Raw genomic sequence first — 18,629 nt, forward strand, 5'->3', positions numbered from 1 at the left:
TGACGACATCAGCTCCATAGCGTTCGCCGACCCCGTCCGGTCGCTGCAGGTCGGCACCGAACCGGGGGGACTGCGCCCGGCCGTCGCGTCCGCCCCGACACGACGACGCCGCGCCCCGGTGCGGGGTGCGGCGTCGACGAGGTCTGTGCGGGCGGGTCAGGCGACCTTGCGCTGGTCCGGCACGGCGGACTTGTGGGGGCGGCCCAGGCGGGCCTCCAGCCGGGCGATGTCGACCCGGGTCTGCCGGCGGTCGGCCAGGTCCTCCCAGCCCAGCGCGAGCAGCCGCAGCCGCTCCGACTCGCTGAAGCCGCCCCAGACGCCGTACGGCTCGCGGACGGACAGCGCGTGGGCGGCGCACTCGGCCCGGACCGGGCAGGCCCGGCAGACGGCCTTGGCACCGGACTCGCGGCGCAGCCGTGAGGAGCCGCGCTCGCCGTCGGGGTGGAAGAACTGCGCGCTGTCGCGGCCCCGGCAGGCACCGAGCCGCTGCCAGTCCCACAGGTCGACGATGGGTCCGGGCAGTCTACGTACGTTCGACATCAGCACCCCTCCTCCCGCGCGGCACCGCGGAGGTCTCGTTCGCATCCGGTGTCCGGGCGGCGGTCCGCGCAGGCGCACCGTTTCCGGCCTGGCGTCTCGGTACCCGACCTTTCCCAGACTCACACTTCTGTGATCGAAAACCTCGGACAAGTCGCGGCATATGCCCTGGATGTCGGAAAAGTTCGGAGGATTGCCGAGAACCTCCACCCCGGCCCAGCCGGCCATGGTCTGCTCTCTGCGGAGAGGAGACCACCGTGCGTACCGTTCTCGTCTGCGTCCGGACACCGCTCGCCGCGCAGCAGTTGACCTCGGCCGCCGCCCGGCTCGGCCTGGCCGCGGTCGTGCGGACCGCCGTCTCCGATCCCGAGGTGATGCTGCGGCTGGCCGAGCGCCCCGTCGACGTCGTGCTCGCCGACACCGCGCTCACCCGGCCCGACAGTGCCGGCTTCGTCCGCCGGGTGCTCGCCCGCGCGCCGCAGGCCGCCGTGCTGCTGCTCGGCGCCGAGGAGTCCGAGGCCGCCGCGGCGACGATCAACGCCGGGGCCCGGGGACTGATCCAGGGCACCGACCACGACCTGACCAGCGCGGTGGCCAAGGCCCTGCTGCTGCTCTCCGCCCCCGGCCGGACGACCCGGAACCGGGTCACCGATCCGGCCCGGGACACCGCCGCGGTCGGCGCGCCGCCCCGGCCCTCGGCCGGGCGTACCCCGGGCAATCCGGGCCCGGGCTGGCCCGCCGGACCGGCCGAGGGGCCCGGGGGACCGTCGGTGGTACCGGTGCAGCGCGGCGACGACGAAGCAGAGCCGGAGGCCGCCGCCGAGCCGGAGGCGCCCGCGCCCACCGGCCGGCGGGGCGCGCCCGGCGCGCGCAGCGGGCGCGGCGCCGTCGGACTGACCGAGCGGGAGCTGCAGGTGCTGCTCGGGATGGCCGAGGGGAAGAGCAACGCCGAGATCGGGCGGGAGCTGTTCGTCTCGGAAGACACCGTCAAGACGCACGCCCGACGGCTGTTCCGCAAGCTCGGTGCCCGGGACCGCGCGCACGCCGTGGCCGCCGGTTTCCGCGCCGGCCTGGTCGCCTGAGCCGGCCGCCCGCGGTCGGGATCAGTCGTCCGGGCTCAGTCGTCGGAGGGGGACTCCTCCTCGGCCGCCTCGGTCAGCGTGTCGTGCACCCCGTCCGCGTAGCCACGGGCGTAGTCCCAGGTGACGTAGTGGTCGGGGTCGGGGTCGTAGGCCGGCTCGTGCACCCGCGGCCGGCCGGAGCTGAGCAGGTGGCGCAGGTTGCCCCGGAGCAGGTCCCAGTCGAAGTAGTGCGGCTCCCGGCAGTCCTCGCACTCGATCACCAGCCCGCGCACCCCGATCGGCGACAGCAGGGCCTGGTAGATCTCCAGGTCGGCCAGGTCCTCCAGGACGTCCTGGCGCTCGACCTCCGTCAGCGGGTCGAGCGGATCTTCCTCACGGGGATCGTGCAGACCAGCAGCCGGATCGGCCGGGTCGCCGTTGAACGGGTCGATGGGCTCGTCGTGCACCCCCTCACCGTAGTCCCAACGCTCGCCGGACGCGTCCCCCCGGCCACCCCGGTGGCCTCGCCGACCCGCGCCGGCACCGCCGGGGCCGGCCCAGCCCAATGGGTACGATGAAACGACGCGCCGTCACCTCGGCGTGCGCCGGTGCCCGCGCGCGCCACCTCGCTGAAGCCCGTCCAAGCAGCTCAGGAGAGCAATCGTGGAGAATTCGCCCAGCACTGATCTTCCCGGCGGCGTCGGCGACGGCGAGCCGGGTGGTCACCTGCCGGAGCTGCCGGCCGGCTCGGCGCGGGTGGTGCCGCTCGGTCTGACCTTCGACGACGTGCTGCTCCAGCCGGGCGAGTCGGACGTGGTGCCCAGCCGGGTCAACACCCGCACCAGGCTCACCCGCAACATCGAGCTGACCGTGCCGCTGCTGTCCAGCGCGATGGACACGGTCACCGAGGCGCGGATGGCGATCGCGATGGCCCGCCAGGGCGGCATCGGGGTGCTGCACCGCAACCTCTCGCTGGAGGACCAGGCGCTCCAGGTCGACCTGGTCAAGCGCTCCGAGTCCGGCATGATCACCAACCCGGTGACCGCCAGCCCGGACGACACCCTCCGCGAGGTCGACGAGCTCTGCGGCCGCTACCGCATCTCCGGCGTGCCGGTGGTCGACGGCGACGGGCAGTTGGTCGGCATCGTCACCAACCGGGACATGCGGTTCGTCTCCGCGCCGGAGACCCCGGTCCACGAGATCATGACCCGCACCCCGCTGATCACCGCTTCGGTCGGGGTGAGCAAGGACGAGGCCCTCGACCTGCTCCGCCGGCACAAGGTGGAGAAGCTGCCGATCGTGGACGACTCGGGCCGGCTGCGCGGGCTGATCACCGTCAAGGACTTCACCAAGAGCGAGCAGTACCCGAACGCCACCAAGGACGAGGCGGGCCGGCTCCGGGTCGCCGCGGCGGTCGGGGTGGGCGACGACGCGTACAAGCGGGCCCGGACGCTGGTCGACGCCGGCGTCGACGTGATCATCGTGGACACCGCGCACGGCCACCAGCGGGCGGTGCTGGACATGGTCCGTCAGCTCAAGAAGGACGTCGGCGTCGACATCGTCGGCGGCAACATCGCCACCTACGCCGGAGCGAAGGCGCTGGTCGACGCGGGCGCCGACGGCGTCAAGGTGGGGGTCGGCCCGGGCGCGATCTGCACCACCCGGATCGTCGCCGGGGTGGGCGTACCGCAGATCACCGCGATCATGGAGGCCGCGCGGGCCGCCCGCCCGGCCGGTGTTCCGGTGATCGGCGACGGCGGCATCCAGTACTCCGGGGACATCGCCAAGGCGCTGGTCGCCGGCGCCGACACGGTGATGCTCGGCAGCCTGCTGGCCGGCTGCGAGGAGAGCCCCGGCGAGCTGATCTTCATCAACGGCAAGCAGTACAAGGCGTACCGGGGGATGGGCTCGCTCGGCGCGATGCAGTCCCGGGGCCAGGGCAAGTCCTACTCCAAGGACCGCTACTTCCAGCAGGACGTGCTCGCCGAGGACAAGCTCGTCCCCGAGGGCGTCGAGGGCCAGGTGCCCTACCGGGGGCCGCTCTCCGCGGTCGCCCACCAGCTCATCGGTGGGCTGCGCGCCGCGATGGGGTACGTCGGCGCGGAGAGCATCCCCGAGCTGCACCGCCGCGGCCAGCTCATCCGGATCACGGCGGCCGGGCTCAAGGAGAGCCACCCGCACGACATCCAGATGACCGTCGAGGCGCCCAACTACCACTCCCGCTGACCATCACCCCCAACCACCTGGAGTCCCCATGCGTGACGTGGTCGAGATCGGGCTGGGCAAGACCGCGCAGCGCGGCTACCACCTGGACGACATCGCCATCGTGCCGAGCCGCCGGACCCGGGACGTCGACGACGTCTCCACCAGCTGGCAGCTCGACGCGTACCAGTTCGGTATTCCCTGCGTCGGGCACCCGTCGGACGCCACGATGAGCCCGGCCACCGCCGTCCGGCTCGGCCAGCTCGGCGGGCTCGGCGTGCTCAACGTCGAGGGCCTGTGGACCCGGTACGAGAACCCGGCCAAGGTCCTGGAGGAGCTGGCCGGTCTCGGCGAGGACGCCCGGGCGACCAAGCGGCTCCAGGAGGTCTACTCCGAGCCGATCCGCCCCGACCTGATCGCCGAGCGGGTGCGCGAGCTGCGCGCCGGCGGCGGCACGGTGGCCGTCCGGGTCTCCCCGCAGCACACCCTGGCGCTGGCCCCGGTGATCCTCGACGCCGGCGTCGACATCCTGGTCATCCAGGGCACCATCGTCTCGGCCGAGCACGTCTCGACCACCGACGAGCCGCTGAACCTCAAGGAGTTCATCGCCGACCTCGACCTGCCGGTCGTGGTGGGCGGCTGCACCGACTACAAGACGGCGCTGCACCTGATGCGGACGGGCGCGGCCGGCGTGATCGTCGGTATCGGCGGCGACGACTGGTCGACCACCGAGTCGGTGCTGGGCATCCGGGTGCCGATGGCGACCGCGATCGCCGACGCCGCCGCGGCCCGCCGCGACTACCTGGACGAGACCGGCGGCCGGTACGTGCACCTGATCGCCGACGGCGACATCCAGACCTCCGGCGACATCGCGAAGGCGCTGGGCTGCGGCGCGGACGCGGTGATGCTCGGCGAGGCGCTGTCGCTCTGCGCGGAGGCGCCGGCCGGTGGCGCCTGGTGGCACTCGGCCGCCAGCCACCCGTCGCTGCCGCGCGGCGCGTTCGAGATCGCCGGGGAGCCGCTTGGCTCGATGGAACAGCTGCTCTTCGGCCCGGCCGACGAGCCGGACGGCCAGCTCAACCTCTTCGGCGGGCTGCGCCGCGCGATGGCCAAGTGCGGCTACCGCGACCTCAAGGAGTTCCAGAAGGTCGGCCTGGTCCTGGACCGCTGACCCGGACAAAACCACCCCTACGCACCGGTCGCGCCGATTAGGCTCGGCCGGTGCGTCGTATCCGTGCCAGGCTTCTGCTCGCCGCCGTCGTGGCGGCGACGACCGTGGCGACCGCCGGTTGTACGTCCGACCGCGACGACCGCGACGACCGCAACGAGTTCCGGCCCGGCGCGGCCGACGCCGGTGACCCGTACGTCCCGGGTCGGGGCAACGGCGGCTACGACGTGTCCGGCTACCGGCTGCGGGTCCGGTACGACCCGGCGACCGACCGGTTGACCGGCCGGGCCACCGTCACCGCGACCGCCACCGGCAACCTCTCCCGGTTCAACCTGGACCTGATCGGGCTGGACGTCTCGCGGGTGACGGTCTCCGGGGCGGCGGCCCGGCACCGCCGCGACGGCAGCGAGCTGGTGATCACCCCGCCGCGGGGGCTGCCCCGCGGCACCGCGTTCACCGTCGAGGTCGACTACGCCGGAGTGCCGACGGCCGTGCCCGACGGCGAGCTGGGCAGCGGCGGGTTCCTGCACACCGCCGACGGGGCGATCGTGCTGGGCCAGCCCGAGTCGGCGGCCACCTGGTTCCCGGTGAACGACCACCCGTCCGACAAGGCCACCTACGACGTCGAGGTGACGGTCCCCGACGGGCTGGCCGCGCTGAGCAACGGGGTGCCGGGGCAGCGGAGCAGCACCGGCGGCTGGACCACCTGGCGGTGGGCTGAGCGCGCGCCGATGGCCAGCTACCTGACCACCCTGGTGATCGGCGACTACCGGGTCGAGACCGGCACGCACGGCGGCCGACCGATGGTCACGGCGGTGCCGGCCGGCCTGCCCGCGACCGGCCCCGAGGCGGCCTCGCTGGCCCGTACCGGCGAGATAGCCGACTTCCTCGCCAGCCGGTTCGGGCCGTACCCGTTCGACTCCTACGGCGGCATCGTGGTGACCGACAGCCGGATCGGGTACGCGTTGGAGACCCAGTCCCGCCCGGTCTACGGGCCGGGCTTCTTCTCCGGCGGCCGGCCCAACCCGTCGGTGGTGGTCCACGAGCTGGCCCACCAGTGGTTCGGCAACAGCGTCTCGCTGGCGAAGTGGCAGGACATCTGGCTCAACGAGGGGCTGGCCACCTACGCCGAGTGGCTCTGGGCCGAGCACCGGGGCACCGGCACCGCCCAGGCGGCCTTCGACCGGCGGTACGCCGGTTCGTCCAGCCGCCTCTGGCAGACGCCGCCGGCCGAGCCCGGTCGGCAGAACCTGTTCGGCGAGTCGGTCTACCAGCGCGGCGGGATGACCGTGCACGCGCTGCGGGTGGCGGTCGGCGACCCGGCGTTCTTCAAGATCCTCAAGACCTGGGCGGCGGAGAAGCGCAACGGCAACGCCACCACCGACGAGTTCGTCGCGGTCGCCGAGCGGGTCTCCGGCAAGCAACTGGACAAGCTCTTCGCCGCCTGGCTGCACGGCACCGAGCGCCCGCCGGCGCCCAAGCGTCTCTAGTTCTTCACCCGCAGCTCGGGGTGGGTGGCGAGGAACTTCTCGGCGTCGCCGGCCTTGAGCGCGGTGAGGAACTGCCGGCCGACCGGCTTGAGCTCCTCACCCCGGTACGCCCTGCCCTTGCCCACCCCGCTGCCGGGGAGCGCGACCGGGGTGAACCGGTCGACGCTCAGCCCGCCGAGGGCGTACGCGAGGTCGACGATGCGGGGACCGCCGGCGTAGATCAGGGTGTCGCCGAGCGCGTCGACCACCTGCTGGACCCGGTCCGGCTGGCGGGCCAGGTTCTCGTCGAGGATCTTGGCGGTCAGCGCCCGGAGGAGCTGCTGCTGGTGGCGCTGCCGGGCGTAGTCGCCGCCGGTGATGTAGCGCTGGCGGGCGTAGTCCAGCGCCTGCCAGCCGGTGAGGTGTCGCTGGCCCTTCTCGTAGACCATCTGCGGCCCGACGTAGCCGCCGCCGGAGGGCGCCGGGTCGCGGTGCTTGCCGTCCGGCCGGCGGTGCAGCGAGACCACCCGCTCGTCGACGTAGATGTCCACCCCGCCCAGGGCGTCCACCAGCTTGTCGAAGCCGTTGAAGGTGATCACTGCGCCGGCGTCGAACCGCAGCCCGGTGTACCCGCTGACCGTGCTGCGCAGCAGCTCGTACCCCTGGGCGGCGCTCGGCTGCTTGGGCTTGCCCGGCACCCGGCTGCCGTAGCTCATCGCGTGCGTGAGCTTGGTCTTCGCGCCCCGGTAGCCCGCCTTCGGGAAGGCCGGGATGTCCACCAGCAGGTCGCGGGGGAGCGAGAAGAGGTACGCCCGGTCCAGCCCGGCCGGCACGTGCAGCACCAGCACCGCGTCGCTGTGCGGCTCCCACCCGGGGACGCTGACGCGGGTGTCCACCCCGACCAGCAGCAGGTTGAGCGGTCCGGTGATGCCGGCCCCGGGCGGGGCGGTCGGGCTGGGCTCCGGGGCGGTGCCCGGTGTGCCGGTGGCGGTGGTGGCGACCGGGCCGGGCCCCCGCTGCGGTCCGTCGTCGCTGACCAGCCGGTTCACCACCAGGGCGCCCCCGGCGATCAGGACCACCGCGGCCAGCGCGGCCAGCAGCAGCGCCCGGCGCGGTCGTCGCGCCCCTGTCTCGTGAGCCATGCTCGACACCCCCGTTGGGACAAACGCTCCGACGAGGGCCCCGAGTTGCGGGCGTGGCCTGACGGATCGGTGGACGCGAGCATGATCGCGCGAAAACTGCCGCTGGCGCGATGGCTACTCAGCGGTAATGATGCGTTCATGCGGTACGACGTGGTCGTCATCGGGTCCGGTTTCGGCGGCAGCGTCACCGCGCTCCGGCTGGCCGAGAAGGGTTACACCGTCGGTGTTCTGGAGGCCGGCCGGCGGTTCGCCGACGACGAGTTCCCACAGACCTCCTGGCGGGCCCGGCGCTTCCTCTGGGCGCCGAAGCTCGGCTGCTACGGCCTGCAACGGATCACGCTGCTCCGCTCGGCCGACCGCAAGGCCGGTGGCGGGGTCATGGTGCTCTCCGGGGCGGGGGTGGGCGGCGGCTCACTGGTCTACGCCAACACCCTCTACGAGCCGCTGGACGCCTTCTACGACGACCCGCAGTGGCGCGGCATCACCGACTGGCGCGACGAGCTGGCCCGCCACTACGACCAGGCGAAGCGGATGCTCGGCGTCACCACGTACCCGGTCGACACCGGCGCGGACCGGGCGATGCGCGCGGTCGCCGAGCGGATGGGGGTCGGCCGGACCTTCCACGCCACCCCGGTGGGCGTGCACATCGGCCGCCCCGGCCAGCGGGTGCCCGACCCCTACTTCGGCGGCGTCGGCCCGGAGCGCACCGGCTGCACGCACTGCGGCTCCTGCATGACCGGCTGCCGCCATGGCGCGAAGAACACCCTGGTCAAGAACTACCTCTGGCTGGCCGAGCGGCTCGGCGTCGAGGTCCACCCGCTGCTCACGGTGACCGCCGTCCGGCCGGCTCCCGACGGCGGGTACGAGGTGCACACCGAGCGGACGGGCGCCTGGCTGCGGCGGCGCCGGCAGGTCATCCACGCTGATCAGGTGGTCCTCGCCGCCGGGGCGCTGGGCACTCAGCGGCTGCTGCACGAGATGAAGGCGACCGGCGCGCTGCCCGGCCTCTCCGACCGGCTCGGCGAGCTGACCCGCACCAACTCCGAGGCGATCCTCGGCGCCTCGGTGCCCCGTCAGCGGGCCCGCGCCGAGGGGGTGGACTTCACCGAGGGGGTGGCGATCACCAGCTCCTTCCACCCCGACCCGCAGACCCACATCGAGCCGGTGCGCTACGGCCGTGGCTCGAACGCGATGGGGCTGCTCCAGTCGCTGCTGGTCGACGGCGGCCCGCACCGGGTCCGGCGCTGGTTGGGCAGCATCGTCCGGCAACCCGGGCTGGCGGCCCGGATGCTGTCGGTGCGCGGCTGGTCGGAGCGGACGGTGATCGCCCTGGTCATGCAGTCGGTGGACAACTCGCTGACCACCCGGTTCCGGCGCGGCCCCTTCGGCCGGCGACTGGTCTCCGGCCCGGGTCACGGCGCGCCCAACCCGACCTGGATCCCGGCCGGCAACCAGGCGGTCCGGCTGCTCGCCGAGGAGATCGGCGGTACGCCGGGCGGCGCGCTCACCGAGCCGTTCAACATCCCGATGACCGCGCACATCCTCGGTGGGGCGGTGATCGGCGCCACCCCGGCCGACGGGGTGATCGACCCCTGGCACCGGATCTACGGCCATCCGGGGCTGCACGTGGTGGACGGCGCGGCGGTCTCGGCGAACCTCGGGGTGAACCCGTCGCTGACGATCACCGCCCAGGCGGAACGGGCGATGTCCTTCTGGCCGAACAAGGGCGACGAGGATCCGAGACCGCCGCTCGGTGAGCCGTACACCCGGCTGGAGCCGGTGCCGCCCCGCCTGCCGGCGGTCCCGGCCGACGCCCCCGGCGCCCTCCGGACGTGACCAGGCACCGGTGCCCGGTCAACCCGTCCAGGGTGGGGGACCGGACTTGCGTCGGTCCGTCCAGGCGACCAGCACCGCGTGCGGGAGGGTCAGCGCGGCCAGCACGGCGAACGTCGCGGGCAGCGGGTCCGCCCCGTGACCGGGCCAGGTGACCAGAGCGATCAGGGCGGCGACGGCGACCACCGTGGGAGCCGCCGCCTGCCGTGCGAAGCGACGCAGCGGCGGTCCGACTCGTCCGGCCTCCAGGTCGGCCGTGTTCCGCGGGTCGTGCCGCAGCAACCGGGCGACGTGGCGGCAGGAGTGCCAGGCCGCGAAGTACGCCCCGATGGCCAGGGGCGGCGGCACGGTGCTGAACAGTCCGGCGAGGAGGACGGGTTGAACGGCGTCGCGGGCCCGTCCGGCGTGGACGTCCCGGATCGCGGTGGTCGCGACCGCGCACAACACGGTGGCCAGCGCCAGCACCCGCACCTCGACGGTGAGCAGCGCCGATGCCTGAGGGGCCACCGTCGCCAGCAACGGGTCGACCTGGTCCCGCCACAGCGCCATCGGAACGACCACCGGCGGTCCTCCGTACGCGAGTACGGCGGTCACCCTCGCCCGGACCCGCCTGCGGTCCCGCTCGGCGTGGAACGCCACGTCGGCGGTGCCGAAGTGGACGACCGACACGATGAGGAACCCGACCAGCGCCAGGTCAGGCGCGGCCCGGAAGGCCGCCAGCCCGGCACCGGCCACGGCGGTGTAGACCACCAGCAGCGCCATGCGCGCCGACAGCGGCCGGGCGCACGCCCACAGCCAGGCGGGCACGAGATGGTCGACCGCGCCGTGCGGGAGCCCGAGGAGCAGTCCCGCGATCAGGAAGGCCGGCGAGCTGCCCAGCCCGGCGGCGCCGATCAGCGGCGACAGCGCCAGCAGCCCGCCGAGCGCGAGCTGCGAGGCGGTCCCAACGCACCGCAGCAGCCGGTCCGGCCGCCCCGGGCCCTCCGCCGCGCCGGTCGTGTGCGACGGCGGCCGACGGCTCCGGGCGGGTGCACGGCCGTCCGCCGCCGGCACTCGGGGGCCGGCCCCGGTGGCCGGGTCAGACGACGGTGAGGTGACCACGGTCGGACAGGGCGCGTAGCCGGCCGAGATCGAGGATGCTCCAGCCCACCTTCGTCAGGATGGACAGCAGGACGAAGAGCAGGCTGGTGGTGGCAGAGCTGATCAGGTCGACACCGGTTGGGCCGATCAACCAGAACAGGGGGTAGCCCACCCAGAGCACGCTGAGCAGCTGGGCGGCCTCCGTGTACACCGCCGCGATCCCTTCCGGCTGGCGGTGCGCGTGGGTGCGCAGCGGTCCCCAGATCAGGCCGTAAAGCCCGAGGAAGGCCAGCACCCCGATCGTGAACAAGGTGTAGCGGATCGTGGCGTCCGTCGCGAGCTCGGCGGCCAGCCCGCTGAGGAAGACCACCAGGTTCGTCCCGACGAGGGCGCTCGTCAGTCCCCAGCAGCGCCCGGGCAGGGAGTGCGTCGCGGTCAGCATCAGCGCCACCAGCAACAGGGGGGCGGTGACAGCCCAGTCGACGTAGCGCGCCCAGTAGAGCGTGAGACCGGCCACCTCCGCCCGGCCCCCGCCCAGCGCCATGACCAGGTACCAGAAGCCGGACCAGAGCGGGATCGCGATCGCCACCCGGTACTCGCTGCCTGGGACTCCCCGTGGGTCCGCGCGCCACCGGGTGAACAGCACGACCCCGCCCGCCATGGCGGCGACGTACATCCACAGCCACCACTCGGTCATGCCACTCCTCGGCCGGCTCCAGGCGCACCGCGCCCGCCCGGCTGCCGCTTCTGACGACCCGGCCGTACGCCGTGGTGTCCGTTGCCGGCGAGCCGGTGGAGACCTCGTTGGGAGCCGGTGCCGGCCGGTACAGATAGCCTATAGGCGTCAAAAGCCACGTATGGGGCCAACAGCTTCGGCAGCCTGGCCCGGCTGCCGGAGTCCGCCCGGGGCGTCGCCCGGGCCGTCTGGTGGCTGGTGCTGGGCTCCTGGATGCTCTATCCGGGTGCCTATCTGATGCCGGCGATGTGGGACTCCGCCGACGGGGTGGTGGCGCGACAGATCACCTACACGGTGGCCGACATCACCTCCAAGGTCGTGTACGGCGTGTTGCTCGGCGTCATCGCGCGCAGGGTCAGCGCCGCCGAGGGGTACGGTCCCGCCGTCGACGACGAGGTGGCCCTGCCCCGGGGTGGGAGCACGGATCGTGGCGGACCGGCCGGCCGTCGTGGGCGGGCCGGTCACGGTCGGTAGGATTCTCGACCATGAGCACGCCTCGCCCCGTCCTCGTGGTGGACTTCGGAGCCCAGTACGCCCAGCTCATCGCGCGCCGGGTGCGCGAGGCGAAGGTCTACTCGGAGATCGTCCCGCATTCGATGCCGGTCGCCGAGATGCTGGCGAAGAACCCGGCCGCGATCATCCTGTCCGGCGGCCCGTCCAGCGTCTACGCGCCCGACGCCCCGCAGATCGACGCCGGGATGTTCGACTCCGGCGTGCCGGTCTTCGGCATCTGCTACGGCTTCCAGGCGATGGCCCAGGCGCTCGGCGGCACGGTCGCGAAGACCGGCAACCGCGAGTACGGCGGCACCCCGCTGCGCCCCCGCCTCCTCGATCCCGGCGTGCTGCTCCGCGACCTGCCGGCCGACCTGCCGGTCTGGATGAGCCACGGCGACTGCGTGACCGAGGCCCCCGAGGGCTTCACGGTGACCGCCGAGTCGGCCGGCGCCCCGGTCGCCGCCTTCGAGGACCTGGCCGGCCGCCGGGCCGGCGTGCAGTTCCACCCGGAGGTCGGGCACACCGCGCACGGCCAGGAGATGCTGACCCGCTTCCTGTACGACATCGCCGGCATCGAGCCCACCTGGACGCCCGAGAACATCATCGACGAGCAGGTCGCCCGGATTCGCGAGCAGGTCGGCGACAAGGAGGTCATCTGCGGCCTGAGCGGCGGCGTGGACTCCGCGGTGGCCGCGGCGCTGGTGCACAAGGCGGTCGGTGACCAGCTCACCTGCGTCTTCGTCGACCACGGCCTGCTGCGGGCCGGCGAGGCCGAGCAGGTGGAGAAGGACTACGTCGCGGCGACCGGCATCAAGCTGAAGGTGGTCGACGCGCAGGAGCGGTTCCTCGGCGCGCTGGCCGGCGTGACCGACCCGGAGCAGAAGCGCAAGATCATCGGCCGGGAGTTCATCCGGGTCTTCGAGGCCGCCGCCCGCGAGATCGCCTCGCACGGCGACGTCGAGTTCCTGGTGCAGGGCACCCTCTACCCGGACGTGGTGGAGTCCGGCGGCGGCACCGGCACCGCCAACATCAAGAGCCACCACAACGTCGGCGGCCTGCCGGAGGACCTGAAGTTCGCCCTGGTCGAGCCGCTGCGCACGCTGTTCAAGGACGAGGTCCGGGCGCTCGGCCTCCAGCTCGGCCTGCCCGAGGCGATGGTCTGGCGGCACCCGTTCCCGGGCCCGGGCCTGGCCATCCGGATCATCGGCGCGGTCGACCAGGAGCGGCTGGACCTGCTCCGGCAGGCGGACCTGATCGCCCGCGAGGAGCTTTCCGCCGCCGGCCTGGACCGGGGCGTCTGGCAGTTCCCGGTGGTCCTCCTGGCCGACGTGCGCAGCGTCGGCGTGCAGGGTGACGGGCGCAGCTACGGGCATCCCGTGGTGCTGCGCCCGGTCTCCAGCGAGGACGCGATGACCGCCGACTGGTCCCGGCTGCCCTACGAGGTGGTCGCCCGGATCTCCACCCGGATCACCAACGAGGTCGCCGAGGTCAACCGGGTGGTCCTGGACGTGACCAGCAAGCCGCCGGGCACCATCGAGTGGGAGTGAGCCGCTCGGCTCACGCCGTCGGCGGCTGCTGCGGCGGGTAGGTCGGCTGCGCGACCGTCGGCGGCTCGGGCCGCGTGGTCGGGGCCGGCGGCGGGACGTACCCCGGGGTGGGCGGCGTGCCGTGCGGCGCGGCGCCCGTCGGGTGCGGCCAGGCGGGCGCGCCCGCCGGCTCCTCCGGCATCAGGAACCACATGATCGGGTACGCCAGTGCGGCGAAGCCGCCGGAGAGCAGGGTCGCCACGGCGAAGACCACCCGGACCAGGGTGGGATCGACGGCGAAGTAGCGGCCGAGGCCGCTGGCGACGCCGGCCACCATCCGGTCGGTGGTGGGTCGGCGGAGCTGCTTGTACGGGGCCTGGGGGGTGCTCGTCGAGGTCATGTCTCCACGTTCCGCGCGGGGCGGCCGGGCGACCTCGGTGACCGCCCGGATCCCTACCCTGACCGATCCCTGACCTGCCAGTCATGAGTCAGGAATCTGACTCTTTTCGATCCAGGTAACCGTGGGCGGGGAGAATTTGGCTCCGTGACCACCTTGCTGGAGCCGCTCCGCAGGATCGCGGCATACGCAGTCTGTGCTGATTCAGTCGGCCGAGTGTTGCTGGTCCGCGCATCGGAGCGCTCCGGCACCCCCGGCGTGTGGTCCCTGCCCGGCGGGGCGGTCGACCACGGTGAGGACCCGAAGCACACCGTCGTCCGGGAGACCGCCGCCGAGACCGGGCTCTCGGTCGCCGTCTCCGGGCTGGAGGACGTCCTCGCCGACATGCGGGCCCTGCCGGAGCGGGGCATCACCATCCACACCGACCGCCTGCTCTACCGGGTCTCGGTGCGCGGTGGCACCCTCACCGACCGGGTGGAGCGCCCCACCGACCTGGCCCGCTGGTACACCCTCGACGAGGCCCGCGCGCTGCGGCTGCGTTCGTTCACCGCGCGTGCCGTGGGCCTGCCCGCCTCCTCCGCCGACGTCGTCCCGGACGAGCCGCCGGAGTTCCCCTCCTTCTACGCCGTCCCCGGCCCGGACGGCCTGCACCGGGCGCAGCGCTTCGCCGCGTACGCGGTGGTGACCGACCCCGACGACCGGGTGCTGCTGACCCGGGTCTCCGACGGGTACCCGGGGGCCGGCTGTTGGCACCTGCCCGGCGGCGGCACCGACTACGGCGAGCAGCCCGGCGCCGCGCTGATCCGGGAGTTGGTGGAGGAGACCGGCCAGACCGGCCGCCTGGTCGAGCTGCTCGGCGTGGCCAGCCACCGGGATGCCGCCTCGCTCGGCCCCGAGGGTTACCCGATCGACTGGCACGGGGTGCGCGCCTTCTACCGGGTGGTGGTCGACCAGCCCGCCCCGCCCACCGTCGCCGACGTCGGCGGCTCCACCTGCGAGGCCCGCTGGTTCGCCCGCGAGGAGCTGGGCGCCCTCCCCACCGACCGGCTCACCGAGGTGACCGCCGAAGCCGTCCAGGCCGCCCGCCTCACCTGACTCTCGGTCCGCCGCCGATCCCGGGCGTCGACCGCCTGATACCGCTCCTGGCTGCCGCTAACCTCATGATCGACGGCCGGGTGGCCGGACGGCGGGGGAGCGTGGTGGGCGTGGAACAGCGGCGCAGGGTCGGGGCGTACGGGGTGCTGCGGGACGCCTCGGGGCGGGTGCTGCTGGCCCGGGGAGCCGCCTGTTGTCCGTTTCCGGGCGTGTGGCAGGTGCCGGGGGGCGGCGTCGAGCACGCGGAGCACCCGGCGCGGGCGGTGGTCCGCGAGTTCGCCGAGGAGACGGGGCTGGCCGTCGAGGTGACCGGGGTACGGGCCGCCCTGGCCGACGTCACCACGTTCCGCGCCGAGGGCGTCGCCGTGCACACCGACCGGCTGGTCTTCGACGTCGAGCAGCACGGCGGCGAGCTGCGCCCGGAGCCGGCCGGCGGCAGCGACGAGCTGGCCTGGTGCACGCCGGACGAGGCCGCCGCGCTGCCGCTGATGCCCTTCACCGCCGAGCTGCTCGGCCTTCCCGTCACGCCCCTGCCGGCCGGCCTGCCCGGCGCGCTGCCGGCCGGGCAGGCCGCCCCGCCCGCCGACCGGCGCCAGCGGTTCGCCGCGTACGGGCTGGTCACCGACCCCGCGGACCGGATCCTGCTGACCCGGATCGCACCCGGCTACCCGGGTGCCGGCCGGTGGCACCTGCCCGGCGGTGGCACGGATCATGGCGAGCAGCCGGCCACCGGGCTGCTGCGCGAGCTGGTGGAGGAGTCCGGGCAGCTCGGGACCGTTGTCGACCTGTTGACCGTCGACAATCTGCACAACCCCGCGGCGCTCGGGCCGGAGGGGCGCCCGTTGGACTGGCATGCCGTCCGGGTGGTCTACCGGGTGCTGGTCTCGGCGCCCACCGAGCCGGCGGTGACCGAGCTGGCCGGCGGGTCGACCGCGGAGGCGGGCTGGTTCACGTCCGCGCAGGTGGCGAAGCTGTCGCTGACCGAGGTCGCCGCCCTGGCAACCGGACGTCGGGGGCGATAGCCCTCGCTCGCCGGGCCGTTGCGAGGGTGCTCCGGTACAGTCGTAAGTGAGGTTGGCGGAGAAAACGGGCGATGAAGCCCGAGATGGGAATAAGACAGCGGTTCGCGCGGTTTAACGGAGATATAAGTACCGCCGGCAGCTATCGCCAACCGCCACTTCCCTGTGCAATGGTGTACACCGCTTGAACGGGCTGCCGGGCCATGAGCGGTCCGGCACGAGACAGCCGGACACCCGCCCCCTGTGGGCGGCCAGTCGATCCGGTGATGGAGGAAACGTGCCGAGAGCCCTGTGGCGCCGGCGTCGTACGACTGACAGTCCGCGCCCCGCCGGGCGTCGCTGGGCGGGCCGGTTGCGCCGCAGCAGCACGTTCGCCCGGCAGGTGCTGCTGGTCCGGGTGGGCCGCCGTGACGGCGACCCGCGTATCGGCGCCGAGCTGATGGTCCCCGAGCACCTCGTCGACCGGCCCCGCCGGTACGGCTTCGACCGCGCCCGCCGCGCGGAGATCGAGGCGGTCATGCCGGTCAGCCCGGCCCTCGCCCCCGCTCCGTCGGTGGACGACGACTCGTCGGCGATGTCGATCCCGCTGCTCCCCGGCGAGCGCACCGCGTCGCGCCGGATGAAGTTCGCGCTGGTCAACGCCTGCACGCTGGCCAGCCTGATGCTCGGCATCAACGCCATCTTCGTGGCCATGGCCGGGGAGGCCCGGGTCGCGGCGCTCCTGCTCATCGCCTGCGTCGTCTTCGACGGCCTCGACGGCGCGCTCGCCCGCAAGCTCGGCGTGGCCAGCCCGTTCGGCGCCCAGATGGACTCGCTGGCCGACATGTGCTCGTTCGGCCTGGCCGCCCCCGTGGTGGTCTACGCCTCGCTGGCCGGGTCGGCCCCCACGGCGGCCGCCGCGGTGGCCGCGGCCCTCGTCGCGGCCTGCGCCGCGATCCGACTGGCCCGGTTCAACGTCTCGCCGAAGGACGGCCGGTTCTTCTGCGGGGTGCCGACGACCATGGCGGCGGCGGTGCTCGCCCTCACGGTCGCGATCGGCCTGCCGCTGCCCGCCGTGGTGCAGATCGCCGGGGTGGCGCTGCTGGCCTTCGCGATGGTCTCCAGCTTCCCGTACGCGAAGCTGGCCCGGCTGCTCAAGCTGCCGCCGTGGCTGTGGCTGGCCCCGGTGATCGGCGCGCTGGTCGACATCCGGCTCACCTTCGCCCTGGTGGTGGTGGGCTACCTGGTCAGCGGCCCGCTGCTCTGGCTGCACCAGCGCCGCACCGCCTGATCCACCCGCACGTACGCAGAAGGGGCGACGCGACCGCGGCGCCCCTTCTCGCGTTCCGTCAGCGCCAGCGGGCGATGACCGTGGACCCGCCGACCACCTTGTCGCCCGGCCCGACCAGCGGCTCCGCCGCGTCGGCCGGCAGGTAGACGTCGGTGCGCGAGCCGAACCGGATCAGGCCGAAGCGCTCGCCCCGGGCCAGCAGCGCGCCGATCGGCGCCCGCTGCACGATCCGCCGGGCGATCAGTCCGGTGCGCTGCGCCACCACCACCGTGCCGTGGTCGGTGTCCAGCACCGTGTACGCGGCCACGTTGTGCTCGGCGTCCGGCTTCATCGCGTTGACGAAGCCGCCGTCGGCGACGAAGTAGTCCACCACTCTGCCGGGCACCGGCGCGCGGTTGACGTGCACGTCCAGCACCGACAGGAAGACCGCGATCCGCAGCCACTCGCCGTCGCCGAACCGTTCGTCTTGCAGCCGCTGCACGGAGAGGACCTGACCGTCGGCGGCCGCGACCACGGCCGACGGGTCCTCCGGGACGTCCCGCTCCGGGTCCCGGAAGAAGGCGGCCACCGGGCCGGCGGCCAGCGCCGGCAGCAGCCAGAGCTTGGACTTCGGGCGTACCAGGCGGGCCACCGCGGCCAGCCCGAGGGCGATGCCCGCGGCGGCGACGCCGTTGGAGTCGATGTGCATGCCGCGGGCCAGCGGCACGCTGGAGGGCCGGTGGGCGGGGGCCAGCCGGGCGGCGAGCGCGGGGCTGGCCGGGGTGAAGCGCAGGTGGTGCACGCGTACCGGCGGGGAGTTGCGCAGCACCAGGTCGGTGCCGACCCCGTGCAGCACGCCCTGGCGGTCCAGCTCGGCGGCGGCGCCCTCGGTACGGAACACCGGCGCGGCCACGCTGAGCACCGAGCCCTCGCTGAGGTACTTGACCAGGCCGTCGACGGTCGTCCGGGCCTGCTCCGCGGTGCCGGTCAGCGGCTCGGCGGCGATGACCACCTCGGCGGCGTCCGCCTCGGCGAGCGAGTCGACGACGCGTACCCGGTCGGCGACCCAGCGACCCTGGGCCGTCACGTGCTGGCGCAGCGCGCCGGCGCCGGCCGGCTCGGCCGGCACGACGGTGAGCGTGTCGCCGGGCAGCAGCGCGTCGATCGCCGCGGCGAGCACCGCGGACTCCGGGGACGCGTCGACCAGGAGGGCGGCCTTCGGGTCGTTACGCCGGGCCAGCTCGGTGACGAGGGTACGGGCGGCGCGCTCGCCGATGCGGACCGGACCGGACCGGCCGGGGGTGCGCTCGGCGGGGGACTGGGTCATGTCGGACGGGCTCCTGACGAGGTAGAGACGGGCTGTCGCGGCGGGACCGCCACGGGCGACCTGGTCCGCTCGGCCCCGGACGGGACCGCTGACCGGACCGCTCGGCCGCGGACGAGGCCCGCCGGCGCGGCCGGCCGGCGGAGGCGGGATCTCCACCGGCCAGCATACGAGTCCGTCGACGGCGACCGCACCGCCGCGGTTGGGCCCGTGTCAAAGTCCTCGGTCGCGCCGAGGCGGAGTCCAGGCGGCGATCCGGCAAGGCGGAGATCCGTCCGGATACAACACCGGTATCC

At 73.8% G+C, this 18,629-nt stretch carries 17 protein-coding genes; 10 read left to right on the forward strand and 7 right to left on the reverse strand.

Annotation, left to right across the window (positions count from 1 at the left end; all coding sequences use genetic code 11):
* Positions 1–156: 156 nt before the first annotated feature.
* A complete protein-coding gene (locus KBX37_RS08755; RefSeq protein ID WP_154941882.1) occupies positions 157–540 on the reverse strand; it encodes a WhiB family transcriptional regulator in 384 nt (127 codons plus the stop codon).
* Positions 541–794: 254 nt separating this feature from the next.
* Here KBX37_RS08755 and KBX37_RS08760 point away from each other — a divergent pair, with 254 nt between their 5' ends.
* The gene (locus KBX37_RS08760) at positions 795–1,619 is read left to right on the forward strand and encodes a helix-turn-helix transcriptional regulator (RefSeq protein ID WP_210775407.1); all 825 of its coding nucleotides are present in this window, start codon (positions 795–797) and stop codon (positions 1,617–1,619) included.
* 35 nt (positions 1,620–1,654) lie between these two features.
* Here KBX37_RS08760 and KBX37_RS08765 read toward each other — a convergent pair whose 3' ends face one another.
* Positions 1,655–2,065, reverse strand: coding sequence for a DUF5319 domain-containing protein (locus KBX37_RS08765; protein WP_210775408.1), 411 nt, complete (start codon positions 2,063–2,065; stop codon positions 1,655–1,657).
* Between the two features lie 196 nt (positions 2,066–2,261).
* Between KBX37_RS08765 and guaB the strand changes: the two genes are divergently transcribed.
* From guaB to KBX37_RS08780, 3 genes are read left to right on the forward strand one after another with little or no spacing between them, the layout of a single operon-like run.
* A complete protein-coding gene (guaB, locus tag KBX37_RS08770) occupies positions 2,262–3,824 on the forward strand; it encodes an IMP dehydrogenase (protein ID WP_210775409.1) in 1,563 nt (520 codons plus the stop codon).
* 28 nt (positions 3,825–3,852) lie between these two features.
* Complete coding sequence (locus tag KBX37_RS08775; protein WP_210775410.1) at positions 3,853–4,971, forward strand: GuaB3 family IMP dehydrogenase-related protein; 1,119 nt, start codon at positions 3,853–3,855, stop codon at positions 4,969–4,971.
* A 50-nt stretch (positions 4,972–5,021) separates the two neighbouring features.
* Positions 5,022–6,458 carry a M1 family metallopeptidase gene (locus KBX37_RS08780; RefSeq protein ID WP_210775411.1) on the forward strand — a complete coding sequence of 479 codons (1,437 nt, stop codon included), beginning with the start codon at positions 5,022–5,024 and terminating at the stop codon, positions 6,456–6,458.
* On the opposite strand, the gene KBX37_RS08785 is transcribed toward KBX37_RS08780, so the two are convergent.
* A complete protein-coding gene (locus tag KBX37_RS08785) occupies positions 6,455–7,579 on the reverse strand; it encodes an LCP family protein (RefSeq protein ID WP_210775412.1) in 1,125 nt (374 codons plus the stop codon). The genes KBX37_RS08780 and KBX37_RS08785 overlap by 4 nt on opposite strands.
* A gap of 138 nt (positions 7,580–7,717) precedes the next feature.
* On the opposite strand from KBX37_RS08785, the gene KBX37_RS08790 reads away from it, so the two are divergent.
* Positions 7,718–9,415: an FAD-dependent oxidoreductase gene (locus tag KBX37_RS08790; protein WP_210775425.1), complete on the forward strand. Its 1,698-nt coding sequence runs from the start codon at positions 7,718–7,720 to the stop codon at positions 9,413–9,415.
* 18 nt (positions 9,416–9,433) lie between these two features.
* On the opposite strand, the gene KBX37_RS08795 is transcribed toward KBX37_RS08790, so the two are convergent.
* Positions 9,434–10,513: a Brp/Blh family beta-carotene 15,15'-dioxygenase gene (locus KBX37_RS08795; protein ID WP_210775413.1), complete on the reverse strand. Its 1,080-nt coding sequence runs from the start codon at positions 10,511–10,513 to the stop codon at positions 9,434–9,436.
* Positions 10,491–11,189: a bacteriorhodopsin gene (locus KBX37_RS08800; protein WP_210775414.1), complete on the reverse strand. Its 699-nt coding sequence runs from the start codon at positions 11,187–11,189 to the stop codon at positions 10,491–10,493. Before KBX37_RS08800 ends, KBX37_RS08795 begins: the two co-directional genes overlap by 23 nt.
* A 192-nt stretch (positions 11,190–11,381) precedes the next feature.
* On the opposite strand from KBX37_RS08800, the gene KBX37_RS08805 reads away from it, so the two are divergent.
* Both KBX37_RS08805 and guaA read left to right on the forward strand, forming a co-directional pair.
* Positions 11,382–11,702: a bacteriorhodopsin gene (locus tag KBX37_RS08805; protein WP_307849007.1), complete on the forward strand. Its 321-nt coding sequence runs from the start codon at positions 11,382–11,384 to the stop codon at positions 11,700–11,702.
* Between the two features lie 11 nt (positions 11,703–11,713).
* Positions 11,714–13,270, forward strand: a complete 1,557-nt coding sequence (gene guaA / locus KBX37_RS08810) for a glutamine-hydrolyzing GMP synthase (RefSeq protein ID WP_210775416.1) — start codon at positions 11,714–11,716, stop codon at positions 13,268–13,270.
* A 10-nt stretch (positions 13,271–13,280) separates the two neighbouring features.
* On the opposite strand, the gene KBX37_RS08815 is transcribed toward guaA, so the two are convergent.
* On the reverse strand, positions 13,281–13,649 hold the full coding sequence (locus tag KBX37_RS08815; RefSeq protein ID WP_210775417.1) for a PspC domain-containing protein: 369 nt from the start codon (positions 13,647–13,649) through the stop codon (positions 13,281–13,283).
* Between the two features lie 144 nt (positions 13,650–13,793).
* On the opposite strand from KBX37_RS08815, the gene KBX37_RS08820 reads away from it, so the two are divergent.
* From KBX37_RS08820 to KBX37_RS08830, 3 genes are all read left to right on the forward strand, one after another.
* Positions 13,794–14,741, forward strand: a complete 948-nt coding sequence (locus tag KBX37_RS08820) for an NUDIX hydrolase (protein WP_210775418.1) — start codon at positions 13,794–13,796, stop codon at positions 14,739–14,741.
* Between the two features lie 110 nt (positions 14,742–14,851).
* Positions 14,852–15,763 carry an NUDIX hydrolase gene (locus tag KBX37_RS08825; protein WP_210775419.1) on the forward strand — a complete coding sequence of 304 codons (912 nt, stop codon included), beginning with the start codon at positions 14,852–14,854 and terminating at the stop codon, positions 15,761–15,763.
* Between the two features lie 436 nt (positions 15,764–16,199).
* Positions 16,200–17,030 (forward strand): phosphatidylcholine/phosphatidylserine synthase, encoded by an 831-nt coding sequence (locus KBX37_RS08830; protein WP_374103704.1) that lies wholly within the window; start codon positions 16,200–16,202, stop codon positions 17,028–17,030.
* 58 nt (positions 17,031–17,088) lie between these two features.
* On the opposite strand, the gene KBX37_RS08835 is transcribed toward KBX37_RS08830, so the two are convergent.
* Positions 17,089–18,336, reverse strand: a complete 1,248-nt coding sequence (locus KBX37_RS08835) for a phosphatidylserine decarboxylase (protein WP_210775420.1) — start codon at positions 18,334–18,336, stop codon at positions 17,089–17,091.
* Positions 18,337–18,629 lie beyond the last annotated feature (293 nt).

The sequence above is a fragment of the Micromonospora sp. U56 genome, assembly GCF_018070095.1.
Taxonomy (GTDB): domain Bacteria; phylum Actinomycetota; class Actinomycetes; order Mycobacteriales; family Micromonosporaceae; genus Micromonospora; species Micromonospora purpureochromogenes.